The 18,772-nt window shown below is 62.1% G+C and carries 21 protein-coding genes; 14 read left to right on the top strand and 7 right to left on the bottom strand.

The window, feature by feature from the left end; genetic code table 11:
- Positions 1–42: 42 nt before the first annotated feature.
- The 6 genes from F7R90_RS02400 (at position 43) to F7R90_RS02375 (ending at position 7,219) form a co-directional block, all read left to right on the top strand.
- The gene (locus F7R90_RS02400; RefSeq protein WP_158055687.1) at positions 43–1,515 is read left to right on the top strand and encodes an outer membrane protein assembly factor BamB family protein; all 1,473 of its coding nucleotides are present in this window, start codon (positions 43–45) and stop codon (positions 1,513–1,515) included.
- A 178-nt stretch (positions 1,516–1,693) separates the two neighbouring features.
- A complete protein-coding gene (locus F7R90_RS02395; protein ID WP_158055686.1) occupies positions 1,694–3,082 on the top strand; it encodes an outer membrane protein assembly factor BamB family protein in 1,389 nt (462 codons plus the stop codon).
- 88 nt (positions 3,083–3,170) lie between these two features.
- Positions 3,171–3,689, top strand: a complete 519-nt coding sequence (locus F7R90_RS02390; protein WP_158055685.1) for a metallophosphoesterase family protein — start codon at positions 3,171–3,173, stop codon at positions 3,687–3,689.
- Between the two features lie 234 nt (positions 3,690–3,923).
- On the top strand, positions 3,924–5,183 hold the full coding sequence (icd, locus tag F7R90_RS02385) for an isocitrate dehydrogenase (NADP(+)) (protein WP_158055684.1): 1,260 nt from the start codon (positions 3,924–3,926) through the stop codon (positions 5,181–5,183).
- Positions 5,184–5,363: 180 nt separating this feature from the next.
- Positions 5,364–6,254 carry a cation diffusion facilitator family transporter gene (locus F7R90_RS02380; protein ID WP_158055683.1) on the top strand — a complete coding sequence of 297 codons (891 nt, stop codon included), beginning with the start codon at positions 5,364–5,366 and terminating at the stop codon, positions 6,252–6,254.
- A gap of 80 nt (positions 6,255–6,334) precedes the next feature.
- Positions 6,335–7,219, top strand: a complete 885-nt coding sequence (locus F7R90_RS02375; RefSeq protein ID WP_158055682.1) for a hypothetical protein — start codon at positions 6,335–6,337, stop codon at positions 7,217–7,219.
- A gap of 13 nt (positions 7,220–7,232) precedes the next feature.
- On the opposite strand, the gene F7R90_RS02370 is transcribed toward F7R90_RS02375, so the two are convergent.
- A complete protein-coding gene (locus F7R90_RS02370; RefSeq protein WP_158055681.1) occupies positions 7,233–7,571 on the bottom strand; it encodes a cupin domain-containing protein in 339 nt (112 codons plus the stop codon).
- A gap of 68 nt (positions 7,572–7,639) precedes the next feature.
- Between F7R90_RS02370 and F7R90_RS02365 the strand changes: the two genes are divergently transcribed.
- From F7R90_RS02365 to F7R90_RS02345, 5 genes are all read left to right on the top strand, one after another.
- Positions 7,640–8,053 (top strand): VOC family protein, encoded by a 414-nt coding sequence (locus F7R90_RS02365; RefSeq protein ID WP_158055680.1) that lies wholly within the window; start codon positions 7,640–7,642, stop codon positions 8,051–8,053.
- A 573-nt stretch (positions 8,054–8,626) separates the two neighbouring features.
- The gene (locus F7R90_RS02360; RefSeq protein ID WP_158055679.1) at positions 8,627–9,157 is read left to right on the top strand and encodes a DUF5817 domain-containing protein; all 531 of its coding nucleotides are present in this window, start codon (positions 8,627–8,629) and stop codon (positions 9,155–9,157) included.
- Between the two features lie 348 nt (positions 9,158–9,505).
- Positions 9,506–10,726 (top strand): hydroxymethylglutaryl-CoA reductase (NADPH), encoded by a 1,221-nt coding sequence (gene hmgA / locus F7R90_RS02355; RefSeq protein ID WP_158055678.1) that lies wholly within the window; start codon positions 9,506–9,508, stop codon positions 10,724–10,726.
- 44 nt (positions 10,727–10,770) lie between these two features.
- Positions 10,771–11,247 (top strand): pyruvoyl-dependent arginine decarboxylase, encoded by a 477-nt coding sequence (locus F7R90_RS02350; RefSeq protein ID WP_158055677.1) that lies wholly within the window; start codon positions 10,771–10,773, stop codon positions 11,245–11,247.
- 410 nt (positions 11,248–11,657) lie between these two features.
- Entirely contained in the window at positions 11,658–12,050 is a 393-nt protein-coding gene (locus F7R90_RS02345) for a DUF5811 family protein (RefSeq protein WP_158055676.1), read from the top strand.
- On the opposite strand, the gene F7R90_RS02340 is transcribed toward F7R90_RS02345, so the two are convergent.
- Both F7R90_RS02340 and infB read right to left on the bottom strand, forming a co-directional pair.
- Positions 12,031–12,267: a hypothetical protein gene (locus tag F7R90_RS02340; protein WP_158055675.1), complete on the bottom strand. Its 237-nt coding sequence runs from the start codon at positions 12,265–12,267 to the stop codon at positions 12,031–12,033. The genes F7R90_RS02345 and F7R90_RS02340 overlap by 20 nt on opposite strands.
- A gap of 126 nt (positions 12,268–12,393) precedes the next feature.
- Entirely contained in the window at positions 12,394–14,193 is a 1,800-nt protein-coding gene (infB, locus tag F7R90_RS02335) for a translation initiation factor IF-2 (RefSeq protein ID WP_158055674.1), read from the bottom strand.
- A gap of 171 nt (positions 14,194–14,364) precedes the next feature.
- On the opposite strand from infB, the gene F7R90_RS02330 reads away from it, so the two are divergent.
- Positions 14,365–14,847 (top strand): hypothetical protein, encoded by a 483-nt coding sequence (locus F7R90_RS02330; protein WP_158055673.1) that lies wholly within the window; start codon positions 14,365–14,367, stop codon positions 14,845–14,847.
- Positions 14,848–14,879: 32 nt separating this feature from the next.
- Here the strand turns inward: F7R90_RS02330 and F7R90_RS02325 are convergent, their stop codons facing one another.
- Positions 14,880–15,074, bottom strand: a complete 195-nt coding sequence (locus tag F7R90_RS02325) for a hypothetical protein (RefSeq protein ID WP_158055672.1) — start codon at positions 15,072–15,074, stop codon at positions 14,880–14,882.
- 122 nt (positions 15,075–15,196) lie between these two features.
- Between F7R90_RS02325 and F7R90_RS02320 the strand changes: the two genes are divergently transcribed.
- Both F7R90_RS02320 and F7R90_RS02315 read left to right on the top strand, forming a co-directional pair.
- Positions 15,197–15,442, top strand: coding sequence for a PRC-barrel domain-containing protein (locus F7R90_RS02320; RefSeq protein ID WP_158055671.1), 246 nt, complete (start codon positions 15,197–15,199; stop codon positions 15,440–15,442).
- Complete coding sequence (locus F7R90_RS02315) at positions 15,443–15,907, top strand: NOB1 family endonuclease (protein WP_158055670.1); 465 nt, start codon at positions 15,443–15,445, stop codon at positions 15,905–15,907.
- A gap of 56 nt (positions 15,908–15,963) precedes the next feature.
- Here F7R90_RS02315 and F7R90_RS02310 read toward each other — a convergent pair whose 3' ends face one another.
- From F7R90_RS02310 to F7R90_RS02300, 3 genes are all read right to left on the bottom strand, one after another.
- Positions 15,964–16,104, bottom strand: a complete 141-nt coding sequence (locus tag F7R90_RS02310; protein ID WP_158055669.1) for a CopG family transcriptional regulator — start codon at positions 16,102–16,104, stop codon at positions 15,964–15,966.
- A 182-nt stretch (positions 16,105–16,286) separates the two neighbouring features.
- On the bottom strand, positions 16,287–17,399 hold the full coding sequence (locus F7R90_RS02305) for a CPBP family intramembrane glutamic endopeptidase (protein WP_158055668.1): 1,113 nt from the start codon (positions 17,397–17,399) through the stop codon (positions 16,287–16,289).
- A gap of 63 nt (positions 17,400–17,462) precedes the next feature.
- Complete coding sequence (locus F7R90_RS02300; protein WP_158055667.1) at positions 17,463–18,755, bottom strand: glucose-6-phosphate isomerase; 1,293 nt, start codon at positions 18,753–18,755, stop codon at positions 17,463–17,465.
- Between the last annotated feature and the right edge of the window lie 17 nt (positions 18,756–18,772).

Below are 18,772 nucleotides of genomic sequence, written 5' to 3'. Positions count from 1 at the left end.
CAAAATCCGTTTACAAGTGTTCGTGGTCGTTACAATCGTAACATGTCCGACGACGAAGGCATGCAGTTCAGTCGCCGTTCAGTCCTCGCAGGCACCGCTGCCCTCGGTCTCGCAGGAACCTCCACGGCTGTCGCAAAGGAGTTCGGCAAGGGAGAGTTTGCCGACCACGACGATTCGATGGTGGATTTGGGGACAGACGCGTGGCCCCAGACCGGCTTCGACAACGGCCGGACCTACTTTTACGGCGAGGGGAGCGGTCCGACTGGAGAGTTGACGGGTGACTGGTTCTTCGAAGGCAACGCCGACTTGGCCGAGTACCCACTAGTCGCGTACGACACCGTCTACACGTTCACTGGCTACCCCGAAGCAGGCACCGAGAAACTGGTCGCGCTCGACGCCGCTGACGGGAGCAAGAAGTGGTCCCGAAACCTGACGACCGACGACTCCTACGGCGGCTACGGGACGGACCAGACGGTCATCGCCGACGGAGAAGTGTATCTCACTCGGAATGGTCACACGGAGGTCTACACCGCCGTCGATGGGACCAAGCGATGGGAGGTCGAACACGGCGGCGGCTATCCGATGGTCACCGACGAGATGCTCGTCGTCGAAGGCAACAACGTAGACGACGGTGCAGTCACCACGGCAAAGATAACGGGTATCTCTCGCACGGACGGGAGCATCCAGTGGGAGTACGACTTCGACCAGCGTGGGGACGCGCTTCCCGCCGCGGCGAGCGGGTCGGTGTACGCCGCAGGGTCGAACCCAGGGAGCGAAGAGAACTCGAAAGTCGTCTCCCTCGACGCGGCGACGGGCGAGGAAGAGTGGACCACGGAAGTCGGACCGAACGGCTACACCGTCGCTACGAACACCGTGATCTTCGTGGAAACCGACGCGGCCGTGAACGCACTCGACGCGGAGACCGGCGAGAAGATGTGGTCGAAGTCAAAGACCGAGTTCTCGGACGACCAAGACCCGTCCCTCACCTTCCAAGCCGTCGGCGAGACAACGGCGTACGTCACGGTCGATTCGATGCTTTACGCGTTGGACGCCCGGTCGGGCGAACAGCAGTGGTCCGCCGAGATGCATCCGAACGCGTGGGGCGTGGTGGTCGTCGGCGACGTGCTGTACTACGCGGTGGACAAGAAAGACGACTCGGGGAGCGGCGACCCCGACGCCTACGACGAGATTCACCTCCGTAACCCGAACACCGGGGAACTCATCGCCAAGCGGACGGTGCCAGACGTGACCGGCGACCGACCTGACGGCGACTCGCAACTACAGGGCTATCTCGCACCGGTAGACGGGACGATATACACTGTCAGCGAGAACGCACTGGTCGCGTTCCGCGAAGGGGAGAACGACGCCCCCGAAGGCGGTTCCGACGACGGAACCGACGACGACTCCGATGGCAACGACGACGGTTCGAGCGGAGGTGACGGCTCCGGTAGCGACGACTCCGGTGGGTCGGACGGCGACTCGGACGGAAGTGACGACTCGAACGACGACTGCTGATAGTCGGAGTCCTTTCCTCTTTCGACGGTAACTCGCATTCCGATTCGAGTACCGTAGTGTGACGGATAGCTGGTAACTACTGACTGCGAACGCTGCCTACCGACCGATAGTTTACTTTTTTAGAGCATCTAACCGCCAAAATCAGTTTACCTGTAATCGTGGTCGTTAGAACTGTAACATGTCCGACGACGAAGGCATGCAGTTCAACCGTCGTTCCGTTCTCGCAGGCACCGCCGCCCTCGGCCTCGCAGGAACTTCGACGGCAGTCGCCAAACTGGGAGCGAATTCGAGAGTCGCCGACTACGACGACGATTCGACGGTCGATTGGGGGACGAACGCGTGGCCACAAATGGGCTCCGACAACGGGCGAACCTACTACAACGAAGATGGGAGTGGACCACGGGGAACGTTGACGGACGCGTGGACGGTCGATGCGTCTCGGAATCTGAACGAGGGACCCGCCGTCGCAGACGGCATCGTCTACACCATCTTGGGAAGTGAAAGTACAGGCGAGCAACATCTGAAGGCCCTCGATGCCGAAGACGGGAGCGAACAGTGGTCGCGGAAACTGACGAATCAGGACCCTGAAGGCTGGTACGAACCGGACGAAATCGTGGTGGCCGACGGCGACGTGTACGTCACTCGGCGCTGCTACACGGAAGTGTACGACGCCAGCGACGGCACCAAACTGTGGTCGCAGGAACGAGGCGGCATCTACCCGGTCGTCACTGACGAGTTGCTCGTCGCCGTCGGCGAGGAGACCGGAGGGGCCGACGAAGAACCCATCCTCGTTGCCCTGTCCCGCGCCGATGGAAGCGTCCAGTGGACTCACGAGTTCAAATATTACGATAAAGCGCAGCTTGCCAGCGTCGGTGGGACGCTGTACGCCGCGGCGTCTGACATTGGCACCGAAGACAACTCGAAAGTCGTCTCACTCGCGCCCGAGACGGGCGAGATAGAGTGGAGCACCAACCTCGGCGTGATGTCGCACGTCGTGGCGACCGAGACTGGAATCCTCGCCACCACCGAGGCAGCAGTCCACTGTCTCACTCCCGAAACAGGCGAACACAGGTGGTCCAAGGAAGGCAGCGAGTTGTCGGACGACGACCCGCGGTATATCGACCTCCTCGCCGTCGGTGACGGCATCGTGTACATCAGCGACGACCGGGATTTGAATGCGTTCGACTTGGCGACTGGCGAACAGCTGTGGTCCGTCGTAATCGCCAACGAAGGCAACCTCGCGTGGACTCCCGGGTCGCTGGCGGTCGCTGGCGACACGCTGTACTACGGCGAGATGAAGGTCAGAGACTACGACGAGATACACTACCGAGACGCCAAGACGGGCGACTACCTCGGGACGAGCGACGTTCCGGACACGAGTACGAACGGCGACGACGGTAATTCGGGCATACAAGCAGACCTCGTCGTCGTAGACGGGACGATATACACGACGGTCGATGAGAAAGTAGTCGCACTCCGTGAAGCGTCCAACGACGGAGACGGTGAATCCGGAGACGACGGAGGCGGTGACTCTGACGGCGACGAAGACTCGGGGTCGGACTGCTGAGTACTGTCGGGTCACCCCATTCACTTTTTGCAGTCCGGCACGGTTTCTCACCCCAATATTTTAATCGGGTACGTGACAACTCTGCCGTGTGACTGTCGCAATCATTTCCGACACTCACGTCCCCGACAGAGAAGACGAGATTCCCGAGGAGTTCCCCGACCTGATTCGGGAGGCCGACCACGTCGTCCACGCTGGCGACTTCACGACCGAAGAGACGCTGGCGGAGGTGCGAGAACTCGCCACTGAACTGACTGCCGTCCACGGGAACATGGACCCCGAAGACTTCGGCCTGCCGACGGTCGCCTCGGTCGAAGTCGAAGACGTGACCCTCGTCGTCACGCATGGGGACGTGGTTCACGAGACGGACGAACTCGTTCGCACGCGCGAAGATTGGAATGAAAGCATCTCGGGGACTGCCCGAGAGAACGGCGAGGAACCGGTGGTCGGTATCGGCGGCCACAGCCACGAACTCGTAGACCGAGTTTACGACGGGATTCGACTGCTGAATCCGGGGAGCGTGACGGGTGCCGACCCCGCAGAATCAGCGACGATGTTGACCGCGGACGTCGCGGACGGCGAACTTGACGTGACGGTTCACGAGGTCTGATATGTCCACTCAGGGCCGGTGTTCCGGAATTGTTGAGCCTCTAACCGCCAAAACAAGTTTTGTACGGCCTGAGTGGGTTAGAAACGTGATATTTCAGACGACGACGCGCAGTTCAGTCGCGGCGACCTGTAAGCGTGTTGCCCGTTGACAATCTAGGACTCTAAGGGAGTTTATCGCACACACGGAGGCAAACGGCAGGCCTTTTATCCCTCTCTCCCGCACCTTCACACGTCTATGAGCCACGACTACGAGAAAGTCGAAGTCCCGGAAGCGGGGGAGCAGATAACAGTCGAAGACGGCGAGCTCAACGTCCCGGAAAATCCAATCGTTCCGATTATCCACGGTGACGGTATCGGTAAGGACGTCGGCCCGGCCGCACAGAAGGTCCTCGAAGCCGCCGCAGAGGCCACTGGCCGCAACATCGAGTGGATGCGCGTCTTCGCGGGCGAGAGCGCACGTGAGAAGTACGACGAGAACCTGCCCGCCGACACGGTGGAGGCAATCAAAGAGTTCAACGTCGCCATCAAAGGCCCGCTCACGACGCCCGTCGGCGCTGGCTTCCGCTCGCTGAACGTCGCGCTCCGTAAGACGCTCGACCTCTACGCAAACGTTCGCCCGACCTACCACCTCGACGGCGTCCCGTCGCCGGTCAAGGACCCCGGCGCGATGGACATGGTCACGTTCCGCGAGAACACCGAAGACGTCTACGCCGGTATCGAGTGGGAAGCCGGTACCGACGAAGTCCAGCAGGTCAAGGAGTTCGTCGAGGACGACATGGGCGAAGACGACGTCATCCACGACGGTCCCGTCGGCATCGGCGTCAAGCCGATTACGGAGTTCGGCACGAAGCGACTCGTCCGTGAGTCCATCGACTACGCCCTCGAAAACGACCGCGACTCGGTCACGCTGGTCCACAAGGGCAACATCATGAAGTTCACCGAAGGTGCCTTCCGTGACTGGGGCTACGAGGTCGCCGAAGAGGAGTACGGCGAGAACGTCATCACCGAGGACACGCTCTGGGACGAGTACGACGGAGAGGCCCCCGAGGGCAAACTCGTCGTCAAGGACCGCATCGCCGACAACATGCTCCAGCAGATTCTCACCCGCACGTCGGACTACGACGTCATCGCCACGATGAACCTGAACGGCGACTACATGTCCGACGCCGCTGGCGCACAGATCGGCGGTCTCGGCATCGCGCCCGGTGCGAACTTCGGCGAGGCACGCTGTCTCGCAGAGCCGGTCCACGGTTCCGCACCGAAACACGCTGGCAAGGACAAGGCGAACCCGACCGCGATGATTCTCTCGGGTCGTCTCATGCTCGAATACATGGGCTGGAAGGACGCTGGCAAACTCGTCCGCGACGCCGTCGAGGAGACCATCTCCTCCGGTAACGTGACCTACGACCTCGAACGCCAGATCGAGGGCGGCAACAAGCTCAAAGCGAGCGAGTACGCCGACAAGGTCGTCGAGAATATCGAAAAGCTCGCATAAGCGAGCTTTTCGTGCGCTCTTTCACTGCCGAATCTTCGCTTTTATTGCCACGCGAGCGAGACGTGTCCGACTCCACCGTCTCCCCCTCGACTCAGAACCGAGAATTAGATTCAATCAAAAACTCCATTTTATGCGCCTAATGACACCTCTTATGTGTGAATAGCTGTTCGACATTGAGAGATGTCTGACCAGCGAGCGTCGTTCCTCAAGGTGTCGTGGGTGAACGTTCTCTCGAACGTCTCGAAAATCGTCGTCGAAGGCACTCTCGGCGTCGTCTCCGGGAGTCTCGCACTCACTGCTGACGCCGCTCACTCCGTCGCCGACCTCTTGGCGAGTGCGGTCGTCCTCGTCTGGGGCCGGTTCGTCTACGACGACCCCGACGAGTCGCATCCCCACGGCCACGACCGATTCGAACCCCTAAGCGCGTTGTTCGTCGGCGGCGTCCTCGTGTTGCTCGGTCTGAAACTCCTCTACGACGCTGGCACGTCACTGGTCAAAGGTCCGACGGCGGAGTACAACGCATTGCTCGTCGTCGGACTGCTGTTCGCGCTGGCGAACCGGTACGGCTGTTACTGGTACACGAAACTCGTGAACCGTGACCTCGACTCTCCGGGTCTCCGGGCACTTGCGGCCGACAGTCTGAACGACATCTACACCACGCTCGCGGCGTTCGTCGGCGTCGCGGGGATGGCACTCGGCTACCCTGTCCTCGACCCGATTGCGGGCGGAATCGTGAGTCTACTCGTCGTCCACCAGGGCGTGGAGATTTCCCGGGAGAACGTACGATACCTCGCAGACAGCGCACCACCAGAGGACGAACAGGAGAGAATCAAGGAAGCGATACGTTCGCATTCGAGCGTCCACGGCACGCACGATTTCGTCGCCTACTACTCCGGGCACGTCATCGAAGTCGAGTTTCACGCCGAAATCGACGCCGACTACACGGTCGCACAGGCGCACCAAATCGAGACCGAACTCCGCGAACGGGTTCGGGAAATCGAACCGGTTTCCGACGTACACGTCCACTTAGACCCTGCCGGACTCGGCGAGTGGAAAGACGCACATCACTGAGGGAGTGACTCAGACATCCTCACCAACACTTAATTTCCTCGATAGAGAAATTTATAAAATCTCGAGTGCGACTATAGCCCATGGTAGTAGCAAATACGAACGAAAGTCAGCGGTTCGACGCGTACCGCGACGAGTTCCGCGAGCGAAAGCAGCAACTGGAGGCGTACTACTGCGAGAAGCGCGCCGACCGTGCAGCGGCGCGCGGCAAGTTCGGAACCGCCGCCGACTACTACGACCGAGCGCTGTCGCTCCGGGGAACACTCGGCGACAGAGAGGCGTCCATCGCGCTCGGCGAGCGACTTGTCGTCACCGCCCGCGAGAACGGCGAACTCGGACGAGCGCGCAAGCACCTCCAACGACTCGCCGACCTCCACGCGCGGGATGCGAACGCTCCGGCGGCGCTCGCAGTGATGGAAGAGATCATCTCCATCGCCGAACGGCAGGGCGACGACGACGCCCTGCAAGAGTGGTGGGGCAACGCCCTGATGGCGCTCGGTCGAGCGGAACCAGACGAAATCAGCGAAGAGAAGCGCGACGAACTCGTCTCTCAGTACGCCGACCAGATTCACACACAGGATAGCGCCAGTCGTCTCTACGGCTTCGCGCTCCAGAAGCTGACGACCGGCGACGAGGAGATGGGTCTCGACCTGCTGGAAGCGACGTGGCAGCGACGCGACGTGGTTCACACGCACGCGGACGTGTACGCGCTCGTCCTCGGGGCGGGCGTGATTCTCGCGGGGTACGCGAGCGAAACAGACTATGAAGTAGACGCCGACGACCTGCTCGACAGCGTCGAAGAGGACCGCGAGTCGCTCTCGGAGCGTACCGACGCGCTGTTCGAGTATCTACGAGAGGGCGAGACTGACGCCGACCCCGCCGACTTCCGGCCGGAGGTCGAAGACGGGGAGCCGAAAGACCTCCGCGGATTGGAAGGTGAAGTCGTCGCGGACCTGCTCGAAACGTAATTCCGGGACTCGACTACTCCTGCCAGTCCGGGTTCTCTCGCGGCGGACTGAAGATGTCCACGCCTTTCACCGGCACGTCGCCGCGATTCTCCGCGGCGTGTGGTTCGTCGCCCGGAATCGAGTAGGAGTCGCCTTCACCAACGTCGATTTCCTCGCCATCGACGAGGAACGTCAAGGTGCCCTGCGTGATGAGGCCCGCCTGCTCGTGGTGGTGGCTGTGTTCCGGCACCGTCGCGCCGGGTTCGATGAAGAAGTGCTGGACGTTCATCTGTTCGCCGCCTGCCAGCATCGAGAGGTGGACGCCCTCGACTGCTTCCGTGGATTCGACCGCTTCTGTTGGAACGCGTTCCATGCCGGAGCAATGCGGGCAGGCGACCTAAATGTGGGTGTGTTTTTCACGCGTGCTTCTGGAGGAGTAGTATGGACGAAACTGGCCTCCTGCACCACGTCGAGTTGTACGCCTCGGACTTCGAGGAGTCGATGACCTTCTGGGAGTGGTTCCTCGGCGAACTCGGCTACGAGGTGTATCAGGACTGGGACGACGGGCGCTCGTGGAAGTGCGGCCCCACGTATCTGGTTCTCGTGCGTGCGCCCGAGAAGTACGAAAACGAGGAGTACCATCGTCGGCATCCGGGCCTGAACCATCTGGCTTTTCATGCGGAGTCACGGACACACGTGGACGAGTTGACCGAGAAGTTGCGTGAGCGGGGTCGGACGATTCTTTACGAAGACGAGCATCCGCATGCTGGTGGTGAGGACTACTATGCGCTGTACTTCGAGGACCCCGAGCGGATGAAAGTAGAAGTGGTCGCGCCGGAAGAAGAAGTGGAGTAGTGCGTAGAGTGGTCGAAAAGCGAAGGGCTGACTTACCAACCGCCAATAACGCTCGGTGAACCACACCACAGGGTGGGACTGAAAGGGGGCGGTCGGGCGCGTTTATGTAGTCGCCTGTGCAGGCCCTATTCTGGCCGGACGGTGCGGAAAGGCCAGAATATCCTGCACAGCAACCGCGAGCGACCGGGGACTTTCGAGAAAGAATTATCGGTTGTTTCAACTGTCACATCGCACTGACGAACGCAGTGAGGCTCGCTACTCCCGAAGCCGATGAGAGACCGCACCGCGAGGGCCACACCCTCCCCAACCGATTGCGTTACTCAGGTTCGGGAGACGACCATTTGGGTCGCGTCTCCCGCGTTCCGTTACTCATCCACCGGAAGACTTCGCACCACTCGTCTTCCGAGCCTGCATTCACTTCCGTTCGTGCAGACCTCGCACGGGTTCGGCGCGACCCCCGTGGTCGCGCCAGCGCGCGCCGACAGTTTGGCCGACAAGAGCGAGTTGTCCGACCAATCCAATTACGATGTGTAGGTCCGAACATTCAGGTACGAAGAGGACCCACCCCCACACATGTACGCCGTCGTCGGGTGTAGCGAGTGCAGCGCGCTCAAGATTCTGAAGGGGCGGCCCGACACCACGGAGTGCCCGCGCTGTGGCAAGCGCCACAAGTACGAGAAGTTGAAGAAGTTCGTGGAGACCGACGACGAGGACCACGCCCGTGAGGTCCGCTCGTCGATGCTGGCCAACCGGCAGGGCGAGGGCGAGACGTTCGCCGAGATGGATTCGTTCGCCGAGATGGAGGACCAGATAGACGACGCCGGGATGGGAGAGGCAGAATTTCTGCAAGCCTCTGGCCTCGACGACGAGGAAGTCGCGGCGGCCGGAGAGCGCGCCGAGAGCGGCCGGGCAGCGAGCGGCGCGAGCAACCGCAAAGAGACGGTGCTTGCGGCGCTCCGCGAACTCGATCAACCGACCGAAGCGGACGTAATTGCCTACGCAGACGAGCAAGGTGTCTCTGCTGAGTACGTCAGGAAAGCACTCGACAAGTTGACGCGGCGCGGCGAGGTCAGCGAGAGTCGCGGACGCTACCGGTTGCTGTGAGCAAGGAGAATCACGCCGAAAGCCGGCGGCCGCGCGGCGGCAGGGATGGCAGATGGCAGGCATGCCGCACGGCCGACCTCCGCGGAGCAGGAACTAAGTTGTCCCGCGAAGTGTCTCCGAGTGCGCGAATCCGTGGACACGGAATCGAGCGTGGGAGACCCACGCGTCTAACGTGGAGAACCCACGCGTCGCGCAAACCGAGGTGTGCTGGGCACCTCGGCGTTCTCGAAGACAATTTACCGTACACGCGGATGGGAGATAAACGTCAGCCATGGGCGGAGTGAAAGTGAAAGTGGTCCCGAAGTTCGAATGAGAACTGTTAGGGGCCGCCTACTCAATCTTCCAGATATGAGCGATTCCAGTGTCTCCAACCTCGTCGAGAAGGTGCGCGAGGGAGAGCTTCGACTGCACGAACTGGAGGACCACGCCGACGCCGAGACGGCGGTCGCGGCCCGTCGCCAGCTAATCGCGGCTGATACCGACGCCGACCTCGAAACGGTCGGCGAGTACGCACTCGACGCACAACAGGCCACCGAATCGGCCATCGAGAACATGGTCGGCGCGGCCCAGATTCCGATGGGCATCGCCGGACCCGTCGAGGTCGCTGGCGGGGCCGCGGACGGACAGTTCTATCTCCCGCTGGCGACCACCGAAGGCGCGCTACTGGCGAGCGTGAATCGTGGCTGTTCGGTCATCGCCTCGTCCGGCGGCGCTGACGCCCGCGTTACGAAGACCGGAATGACCCGCGCGCCCGTCTTCCGGGTGTCGGGCATCGCCGAGGCGCAGGAGGTCGTCTCGTGGGTGCGGGACAACCGCGATGCGCTGCGGGAAGCCGCCGAATCGACGACCAGCCACGGCGAACTGCTGGACGTGGACACCTACGTCGTCGGCGACTCCGTCTTCCTGCGGTTCGTCTACGACCCCAAGGACGCGATGGGGATGAACATGGTGACCATCGCGACTCGGGAAGCGTCGGAGTTGGTCGAGGAAGAGACGCCCGCCTCGCTGGTCGCCCTGTCGGGCAATCTCTGCACGGACAAGAAACCGGCCGCAATCAACGCCGTCGAGGGCCGCGGCCGGAGCGTCACGGCGGACGTGACGATTCCGCGCGAGACGGTCGAAGAGCGCCTGCACACCACGCCGGAGGCAATCGAGGAAGCCAACACTCGCAAGAACCTGATCGGCTCGGCGAAGGCCGGGAGTCTGGGATTCAACGCCCACGCCGCGAACGTCGTCGCGGCGGCGTTCCTCGCGACCGGGCAGGACGCCGCACAGGTCGTAGAGGGGAGCAACGCGATTACGACCGTCGAGGCGCGCGAAGAGAGTCTGTACGCCAGTGTGAGTCTGGCCAGTCTGGAGGTCGGCACGGTCGGCGGCGGGACGAAGTTGCCCACTCAGTCGGAAGCGCTCGACGTGCTGGGACTCGGCGGCGGTGGCGACCCCGCCGGAAGCAACGCCGACGCGCTCGCCGAGATTATCTCCGTCGGAGCCTTGGCTGGCGAACTCTCCTTGCTCGCCGCGCTCGCCTCGCGGCACCTCTCGTCGGCCCACGAGGACTTGGGCCGATAGGGGGAATCGCAACCCCTTAGCCTCGCCGCCGACTTTTCTCGCGCATGAGTACGATTCGGGTGGTCTGGGGAACTGGGAGCGCCCCCACCGAGATGGCCGCCTACGACGCCGCGCTGGCGGACGCGAACGTCCACAACTACAACCTCGTAGCAGTCTCTTCGGTGATTCCCGGCGACGCAGACGTGGAAGCAGTCGGCACCGCGCCGAACCTCGGGCCTGCTGGTGACCGACTGACCGTCGTGGAAGCTCGTGCGACCCGTGCGGGACCGGGCCGGGTCTCGGCCGGATTGGGGTGGACAACCAGCGAAGAAGGTCCGGGCCTGTTCTACGAGGCCGCTGGCGAGACCGACCCCGAGGACGTGGAGAATCGGGTGAACGCGGGACTGGAAGCGGGCCGCGAACTCCGAGACTGGAACTTTGTCGATGAAGCGACCAAGACGGTGACGACGGAAGCGGAGTCGGGAACCTACTCGACGGCAGTCGTGCTGGCGGTGTACGGCGACAGCGAGCCGATTTGCTGAATCTTCGTACTCGTTTGCACGAACGAAGTGAGTGCAGGCTCGGAAGATGCGCGACCGCGCGTCTTCCGTACTGAAGCCCGCCGTCCGCTGGGGAGGCGTGTGGCCCTCGCGGGGCCGTGGCGGGGCTGTGGCGGTGCGGTCTTCTAGGCTTCGGCAGTAGTTAGCCTCTCTCGAGTTCCACGTTATCCTGAACGGAACGCACGATGAGTAGTTCAGATGCGATGTTGTGCGGTCTCATTTGTGGAGTGCTACTCTGCTGCTTTGTAGCGTTAGCGTCCGTCTTCGCACCGGTTTCGAAACTCAAACCTCGACTACCATCTTCCCAGTACACCCTGATAGCGAAAGAGGAACGAAGTACCGGAGACGGGAGCTTTTATTACCTCCAAGCCCTACCATCAAGCGACAGACAGATGAACGGAAACACTCCCTACGCGGGGACCCCCGGCGTGACCCAAGCAGGCCACCGCTCGAACGCAGACGTGCCCGACCTCTCGGTCGAGCAGAAACGGGCACTGCGCGACAGCGTGGCGAGTATCGCCGCTCTGACCCGCGAGTTTCTCCCCAGCGAGTACGTCGTCGGCTCACAGGTCTCGGAAGGCTCGAACGGCCCGCAGGCCCAAATCTCGGTCCAACCGCCCATCGGTCATCCGGTGAGTGCCGGACTCCAGCCGAGCATCGAAGACTTCGACGACGAGGAGTTGCTCTCACACGAAGAGGACGAAGTGGCCCGCGGACTCGCCGCCAGCGCGGCACTCCAAGTCAAGCAGGTGATGGGCGACGACATCACACCGACGGCTCGGTAGGACCTCTCCCACCGGTCGGCGGTTTTCTGAAGAGTAGATGCCAAAGGAGCAGTGCCGACAGTAGCGCGCCTGCGTTCGTGCTCAGCTGTGGCGATATCGACGACAGTTCGCCGACGAGTACTCCGAAGAGGAGTGGCACCGGCAGGCACGCCAGCAGTATATCGTAGTAGGTCGGGAAGCCGGCGTTACCACTCTGTAGTACATTGTCTTCGAGCATGATACCACCTTCCTATCGGCTACTACGGGTTAGTTCCACTAAAAAATATTGTCTGGTGGTACTCGGGGAGACGAGTGAACCAGAAGCGTTCGTGCGCCTTTCGACGTTCGAAAAACTGCGTTTTTCTCACTTCCCCCAGAAGGGGTCGCGCTTCCGCTGTTTGTCGAGATACATCTGCAACGTCTCGACTTCGTCCATCGGGATGTCCTCTGTCAGTTCCTGCTCCAGAATCTTGGCGTGCTTCTCGGGCAGTTCTATCCAGAGTTCGTCGCCTTCCTCGATTTGACGGCCGACCGTCGGGCCGTCGATGGCGACGCTGACGCGGTTGCCGCTACGGGCCTCGTCTACGTCTTCGCCCTGTTCTTGGATACCTTTGAGTTGGCCGACGCGCGTCGGCGAGTTGCCTTCGAATTTGACCACGTGGCTGTTCTTCCGAATCGTCCCCGACAGAATCTCGACGCCGACCACGGCGGGGTCGTTCTGACGGAAGGTGTGGTCGGGGAGAATGTTGAACCGCGCCGGGCGGGTGATGTTGTCGAGGACCGTCTCCTGCTGGGCGCGTTCGCGCTCCTCGACGTACTCCTCGTATTCCTCGATAAGTCGGTAGATGACGTCGCTCTCGAAGAGTTTCACGTCGCTCTCCTCGGCGTCTCGCTCGGCGTCGGTCAACACGTCCACGTTGAACGCGAGGATGGTCTTGTGCTTGTCCTCCTCAGCAGTGGAGGCCACACTGATGTCGCGCGGAGCCACGTCGCCGACTTCCGCGCGCATGATGGGAATCTCGGCCTCTTCGAGCGCGTTGGCGATGGCCTCCAGACTACCGAGCGTGTCGGCTTTCACGACGACGCCCTGCTCTTGGCTCTCGACCTCGATTTCGGAGAGTTCGGCTTGGACTTCCGTAATTACGTCGTCGATGTCGCGGTCCCGAACGACGCGGACTGGAGCGCCAGCCATCGCGTCCTTCAGTTCGGGCGCGGCGATTTTCACACCTGCCGCGGCCGAGATTTCGTCCACCTTCTCGAAGCGGTCCTCGGTGCGAATCTCGGCGAGCGGCCGCGGTTTTAGAAGCGCGCGAACGTCCGTGACGATGGGTTCGTTCTTCCCACCGACGACGATGGTCTCGTCTTCGCGGACGGTGCCGTCGTACAGCACCACGTCGAGGGTCGTCCCGAAGCCCTTCTCTTCCTTGACTTCGAGGACGGTGCCTGCACCCGGTCCCGTCACGTCGATTTCCATGTCCTCCTTCATGTACCGCTGGGCGAGACCCATGAGGACGGTCAGCACGTCCGGGACGCCCTCGCCAGTTTTCGCGCTGACGGGGACGACGCCGATGTTGCCGCGGAAGTCCTGCACGCGCCAGTAGAGGTCGGCGGAGAACCCTTCGTCGCTGAGTTCGCCGATAATCTCGTACAGCGACTCGTCCAACTTCTGGCGCGCGCGGTCGCTCTGGGCGTCGTACGTCTGCTTGATGGGGGCGTCTTCGTTGGGCTTCCACCCCGGCGTGGTGTCTACCTTGTTCGCGGCGACGACGAACGGCGTCTGGGACTTCTTGAGGATGTTCAGCGCCTCCAGCGTCTGGGGCTGGAAGCCGTCGTTCACGTCCACGACGAGGATGGCGATGTCGGCGAGCGCGCCACCGCGCGAGCGGAGCGTCGTGAACGAGTGGTGACCGGGCGTGTCGATGAACAACAGGCCCGGCAGGTCGAAGTCCGTCGGGTCCACGAGGCTCCCGGCGACTTTCGAAACGACGTCCAGCGGGATAGCCGTCGCCCCGATGTGCTGGGTAATCGCGCCCGCCTCGCCCTCGATGACGGTCGAACCGCGTATTTTATCTAGCAAACTGGTCTTCCCGTGGTCGACGTGGCCGAGTACGGCGACTATCGGGGTTCGGAGGTCTTGGTCGTTGTCGGCGTCTCTGTCAGACATACGTACCACCCAAGCAGAAGGTTTCTTACTGTAGTGGTACTGCGCGCACCATATAACTCCATCGTCACGGGCGGCCAAGAGGGTGGAGTTCGACGGTACCCCGACCCGTGTTGAGTCCCCCACCGCTCGAAACACGACGATTTTTCCGACCCGTCACTCCTCGTACTCCCAATGGCACCCGACTACTACTCGCAGGCCCGGCGGCTTCGGGAGTCGAACGTCGTACTGCTGGTCTTCGTCGGCGCAGTGGTGACACTGATACCGACGGCCACGTCGTTCTCCAACGGTCCCCCCATAGCAGTCAGTGAGACCGTCGTAACCGTTTCGTGGTGGCTCAGTGTCGCGCTACTCTCGGCGTACGGAACGGTCCACGTGATCGCCGCTATCGCAGACACGAACCGATTCATCGACGACCTCGGAACCGAGTATGGCGGTCAAGCACTCGTGTTCTGTCACGCATTGGGCCAGCGACTGTGTTCATTGCTTGGAGCCGCGTTAGCGCTGGTCTTCCTCGCAATAACTGGTGCAGGAACCGAAGCGCCACTCGTCTTGCTTGTCGCACTCGGACTGTTCGCGGCGTCGCTGATAGGGCTTTCCGTCGGGATACCGATGAATCGGCGTATCTTCGAGCGATTAGCGGCGTATCGAGACTGAACGTTCGTCTGCCGCTGTTCGATGGCGAATGTTCAGGCCGCCGACGCGACGATGTCGAGTAGTTCGCTCGCAATCGCGGGACGAAGGACGAACAGCAGACCGACCACGACGAGTGGGACGCCGAAAATCGGGGCCGAGGTACTCAGCAGTACTCCCCCCGCAGCGATGACGACACCGACGAGGCGCGTGAACAGTTGGAGCGCGTCGAGAATACGTTCACTCGGCATACACTCGATTTCTCAGACGGTTCTAATAAATATAGACGAGAGCGAGCAGAACTCCGACGGTTCACCGAGACGACGCGCCCTCCCCGTACACTTTATGTAGGAGCAATCAGTAACGCAATCGTATGGCGGAAATCCTCGCCGAAAACCTCTCGGGGAAGGCGGTAATGGGGTCTGACGGAACAGAACTCGGGATGTTGTACAACATCACGATGGACCTCAAAACCGGCGAACTCGCAGACCTCATCATCGAACCGGACGAACAACTGGAGAACGAATCCGTCGAACTCAGCGCCGACGAAGAGGGCCGCTTCCAGGTCCCCGTCAATCGCGTGCAGGCGGTTAAAGATTACATCGTCGTTCAGCGGTAAATGTACGTCTTAGATTCCTCTGCGTTCATCAACGAGTATCACACGCAAGCAGACACGGCGACCATCCCACTGGTCCGCGAGGAGTTGGAAGACGAGAGCGCCTATCGCTTCGACGCGATGGAAGGCTCTGGGATGCACATCCACATCCCTCGCGACGACGCCGTCGAGAAGGTTCGCCGCGCCGCCGGGGAGACCGGCGACTTGGACGAACTGTCGGACACCGACATCCGACTCGTCGCCGCCGCGTTCGAACTCGACGGGACGCTCGTCACCGACGACTACGCGATGCAGAACGTCTCCGAACACTTAGACGTGAGTGTCGAAGTCATCGCCCAAGATGGCATCAGCGAACAGCGCAACTGGCGATTCCAGTGTCAGGGGTGTGGCCGGGAGTTCGACGAGAACAAAGACCGCTGTCCCATCTGCGGCAGCGAACTCACCCGAAAGAATCCCTCGAACGCGTAAGTCTTCGGACGCACACGTCTTCGAACCCGTCGGCGTCTGAGCGCGCTCGCGCGGACTCAGTTTCGCTCGATTTCTTCGAGCCCGACCGTGATGAGTTGCTGGAGTACCTCTTGGGTCGTGAGGTCGTACTCGCGTGCCAGCGCGTCGATGCGGCGGGCGAGAGTTCGGTCGCAAGTGATCGCATATCGACGCTGCATGAAATTTTCAATTGAGGTTCGGGAGGATAAAGCTTTGTCAGACGTTCGTCCGTCGAACGGCAGACGCTCACGGAGCGAGAGTAAAGAATCGTCAGACGTATCGAGTGCGTGAGAGTCTGTCGGAGGAAAACCGAGTTGCAGTTGTTGAGAACTCGAAGCACGGTCCGGAGTTCAACCTGCGACTATGGGAGAATCGCGGCGGTCGTGGTCCCCGTAATCTGGACGTACATCGCGGCGAACAGAATCGCGTCGAACGCGCCGTGGATGAGCGCCGAGACCGTGGTGTTCTCCGTCTTCAAGTAGACGGTCCCGAGAACCATCGAAAGTAGGAAGATGACAGAGAGCGTGCTGAGAAGCGCCGAAACCGACGACGCACCTGCGGCGTAGGCGGGGATGTGGGCCAGTGCGAAGACGACGCTGGCGACGACCACCGCGCCCCACTTCGAGAACGTGTCGTACAGCGACTTCTGAATGATGTTGCGGTAGAGCAGTTCCTCTCCGGGGCCGATGATGAGGAACGCCGCGGGAATCAGCCAGAGCAGAATCGTCGGGTCGCCATCGCGCGCACTCTGTTCGATGCTGTGACTCGCCGTTCCGACGCCGATTTGGGAGAGGACGAACGAGACGGCGATGTTGAGCGCGAACAGCGCGAAGATGCCCGCCACGGTCCAGCCGAAACCCTTCAGGTTCGGGATGCGGAAGTCGAGATACGAGAGCGACTTGTCCGTCGCGACGAAGTAGACGACTGCAATCGTTCCCGTGCCGAGTCCGAGCGCGATGGCGCTGACCGCGAGCATGAGCATCTGTGGGAGTCCACCCGGGACGAGCATGTTACCGACGACGACTACGATGTTCGCCCAGACGGCGATGGCGAACAGTCCCGAGAAGCCGAGTAAGAGACTCTTTCCGGTCGCCACTGCGCCAGCCTTCAAGTTCTCCGGGAAGCCGCGTCCGTCGCCGTATGCGGCGATGACGCCACCGACGCCGCCGAGGACTGCGAACGAGAGCCCCCACGGCGAGGGCGACGGCGGGCCGACAGCGACGACACCCGAGAGGACGAGGACGACGTAGCCGACGACGGCGAAGCTTGCAGTTCCGGCCAGTAACGCGCCGGGTTCGCGGTCGAGCAAGCCGTTTTTCCGGAGCGAGAACGCACCGAAGGCAGCCACTCCGAGGACGGCGAGGACCACGTTCTCGACGGGGCCGACACCGACGGTTCCCCACGGGAGCGCGGCCCCCGCGAGTGCGATTGCGGCCAGCACGACGCCGACGCTGGCGGTCGAGCGGTCTTTCATATCTCGAAAGAAGGAGGCGCAGTCTATAGTCTCTGTGCTTATCGGCGACGGAGAGAGTTCGCTCTACTCGATAGTCAACGTCGTCTTTTCCGCGACGGCGTCGGCTTCCTCGAAGTCGCCACCGCCGAGCAAGCCGCGGGCCGCGCGCTTGCCCCACTCGACTGCGGGTTGCGTGAACGTCGATATCGACGCGAGTTCGCCGTAGACGACGCAGGCGGCCTCCATGCCGTAGAGGAGTTCGCCGATGTTGCGCTCGTCCACGCGGTCGAGTTCGATTCGGACGTTCGGCTGTTCGGCCGCCGCGAGACTAGCTTCCGTCGCTTCGAATTCGGCGTCCAGGAGTTCGCCGAGCGAACTGCCGCCCAGATAGGAGAGGCCCTCCAAGTCGGTCTCGGGGATTTGGCGGTCCTCGTAGTTCTGCGGGCGAACGAGCGTGACCATCTTGTCGTGCGGGCCAGCGCGGTACAGTTGCAGTTGGGAGTGCTGGTCGGTCGCACCGAGCGCACGGGCGGGCGTCTGGCCGCGCCCCGCCTTCCCGAGACTCTCGGCCCACAGTTGGGCGAACCACTCGGCGAACGTTTCCAGCGATTCGGCGTAGGGCATCATCGCGTTGACTGCCGCACCGCGCTCTTCGAGGGCGTAGCTGACCGCGCCGTAGGCGTAGGCTGGCGAGTCGTACAGCGAGCCAGCGAGTCGGTCTGCTTCGTCGCTCGCACCTGCGAGCAGTGCGTCTAAGTCGTGGCCCTGAATCGCGGCGCAGGCGAGACCGACCGTCGAGAGCGCGGAGAACCGGCCGGGAACGCCGTCGGGCACGTCGAGCGCAGGCAGGTCGTGCTTGTCGGCGAGATTTCGGAGATTGCCTTCTTGACCGGTCGTGACGAACGTCTGGTCGGTCCAATCGACTCCTGCGGTGTCCATCGCGTCCCGGACGACGAGGAAGTTTGCCAACGTCTCCGCGGTGGTCCCCGAGCGCGAGACGACGTTGACCGCAGTCGAACCGAGGTCGATGGAGGAGAGTAGTTGGGTGACGTGTTCGGGGTCCACGTTGTCGAGAAAGTAAGCGTCTGTCTCGGAGGGGAGCGCGTGGGCGATAGTCGCCGCGCCGAGGGCGGAGCCACCGATGCCGACGGTGAGGACGTTCTGGGCGTCCGCGAACGGTTCGACTGCGGCACGGATGGCGTCGGGGTCCGCAGTCTCGGGGAGATTCAGCGCGGCGTAGCCGTGTTCGTCGTCCTCGCGACCCTGCTGGATTCGTTCGTGGGCGTCCCCGACCCGTTGGTCGAGTTGGTCGAGTTCGGCCCGCGAGACGCCGGGGTCGGCGACTTCGCTCAGTGCGTTGCCGAGGTCTACTCGCATTATCTAAGCTGGGGAGA

Origin of the sequence: Halorussus halophilus (genome assembly GCF_008831545.1) — an archaeon.
Taxonomy (GTDB): Archaea; Halobacteriota; Halobacteria; order Halobacteriales; family Haladaptataceae; genus Halorussus; species Halorussus halophilus.
Note: the sequence above shows the minus strand (reverse complement) of the source record. Positions and strands in the feature narration are given on the sequence as shown.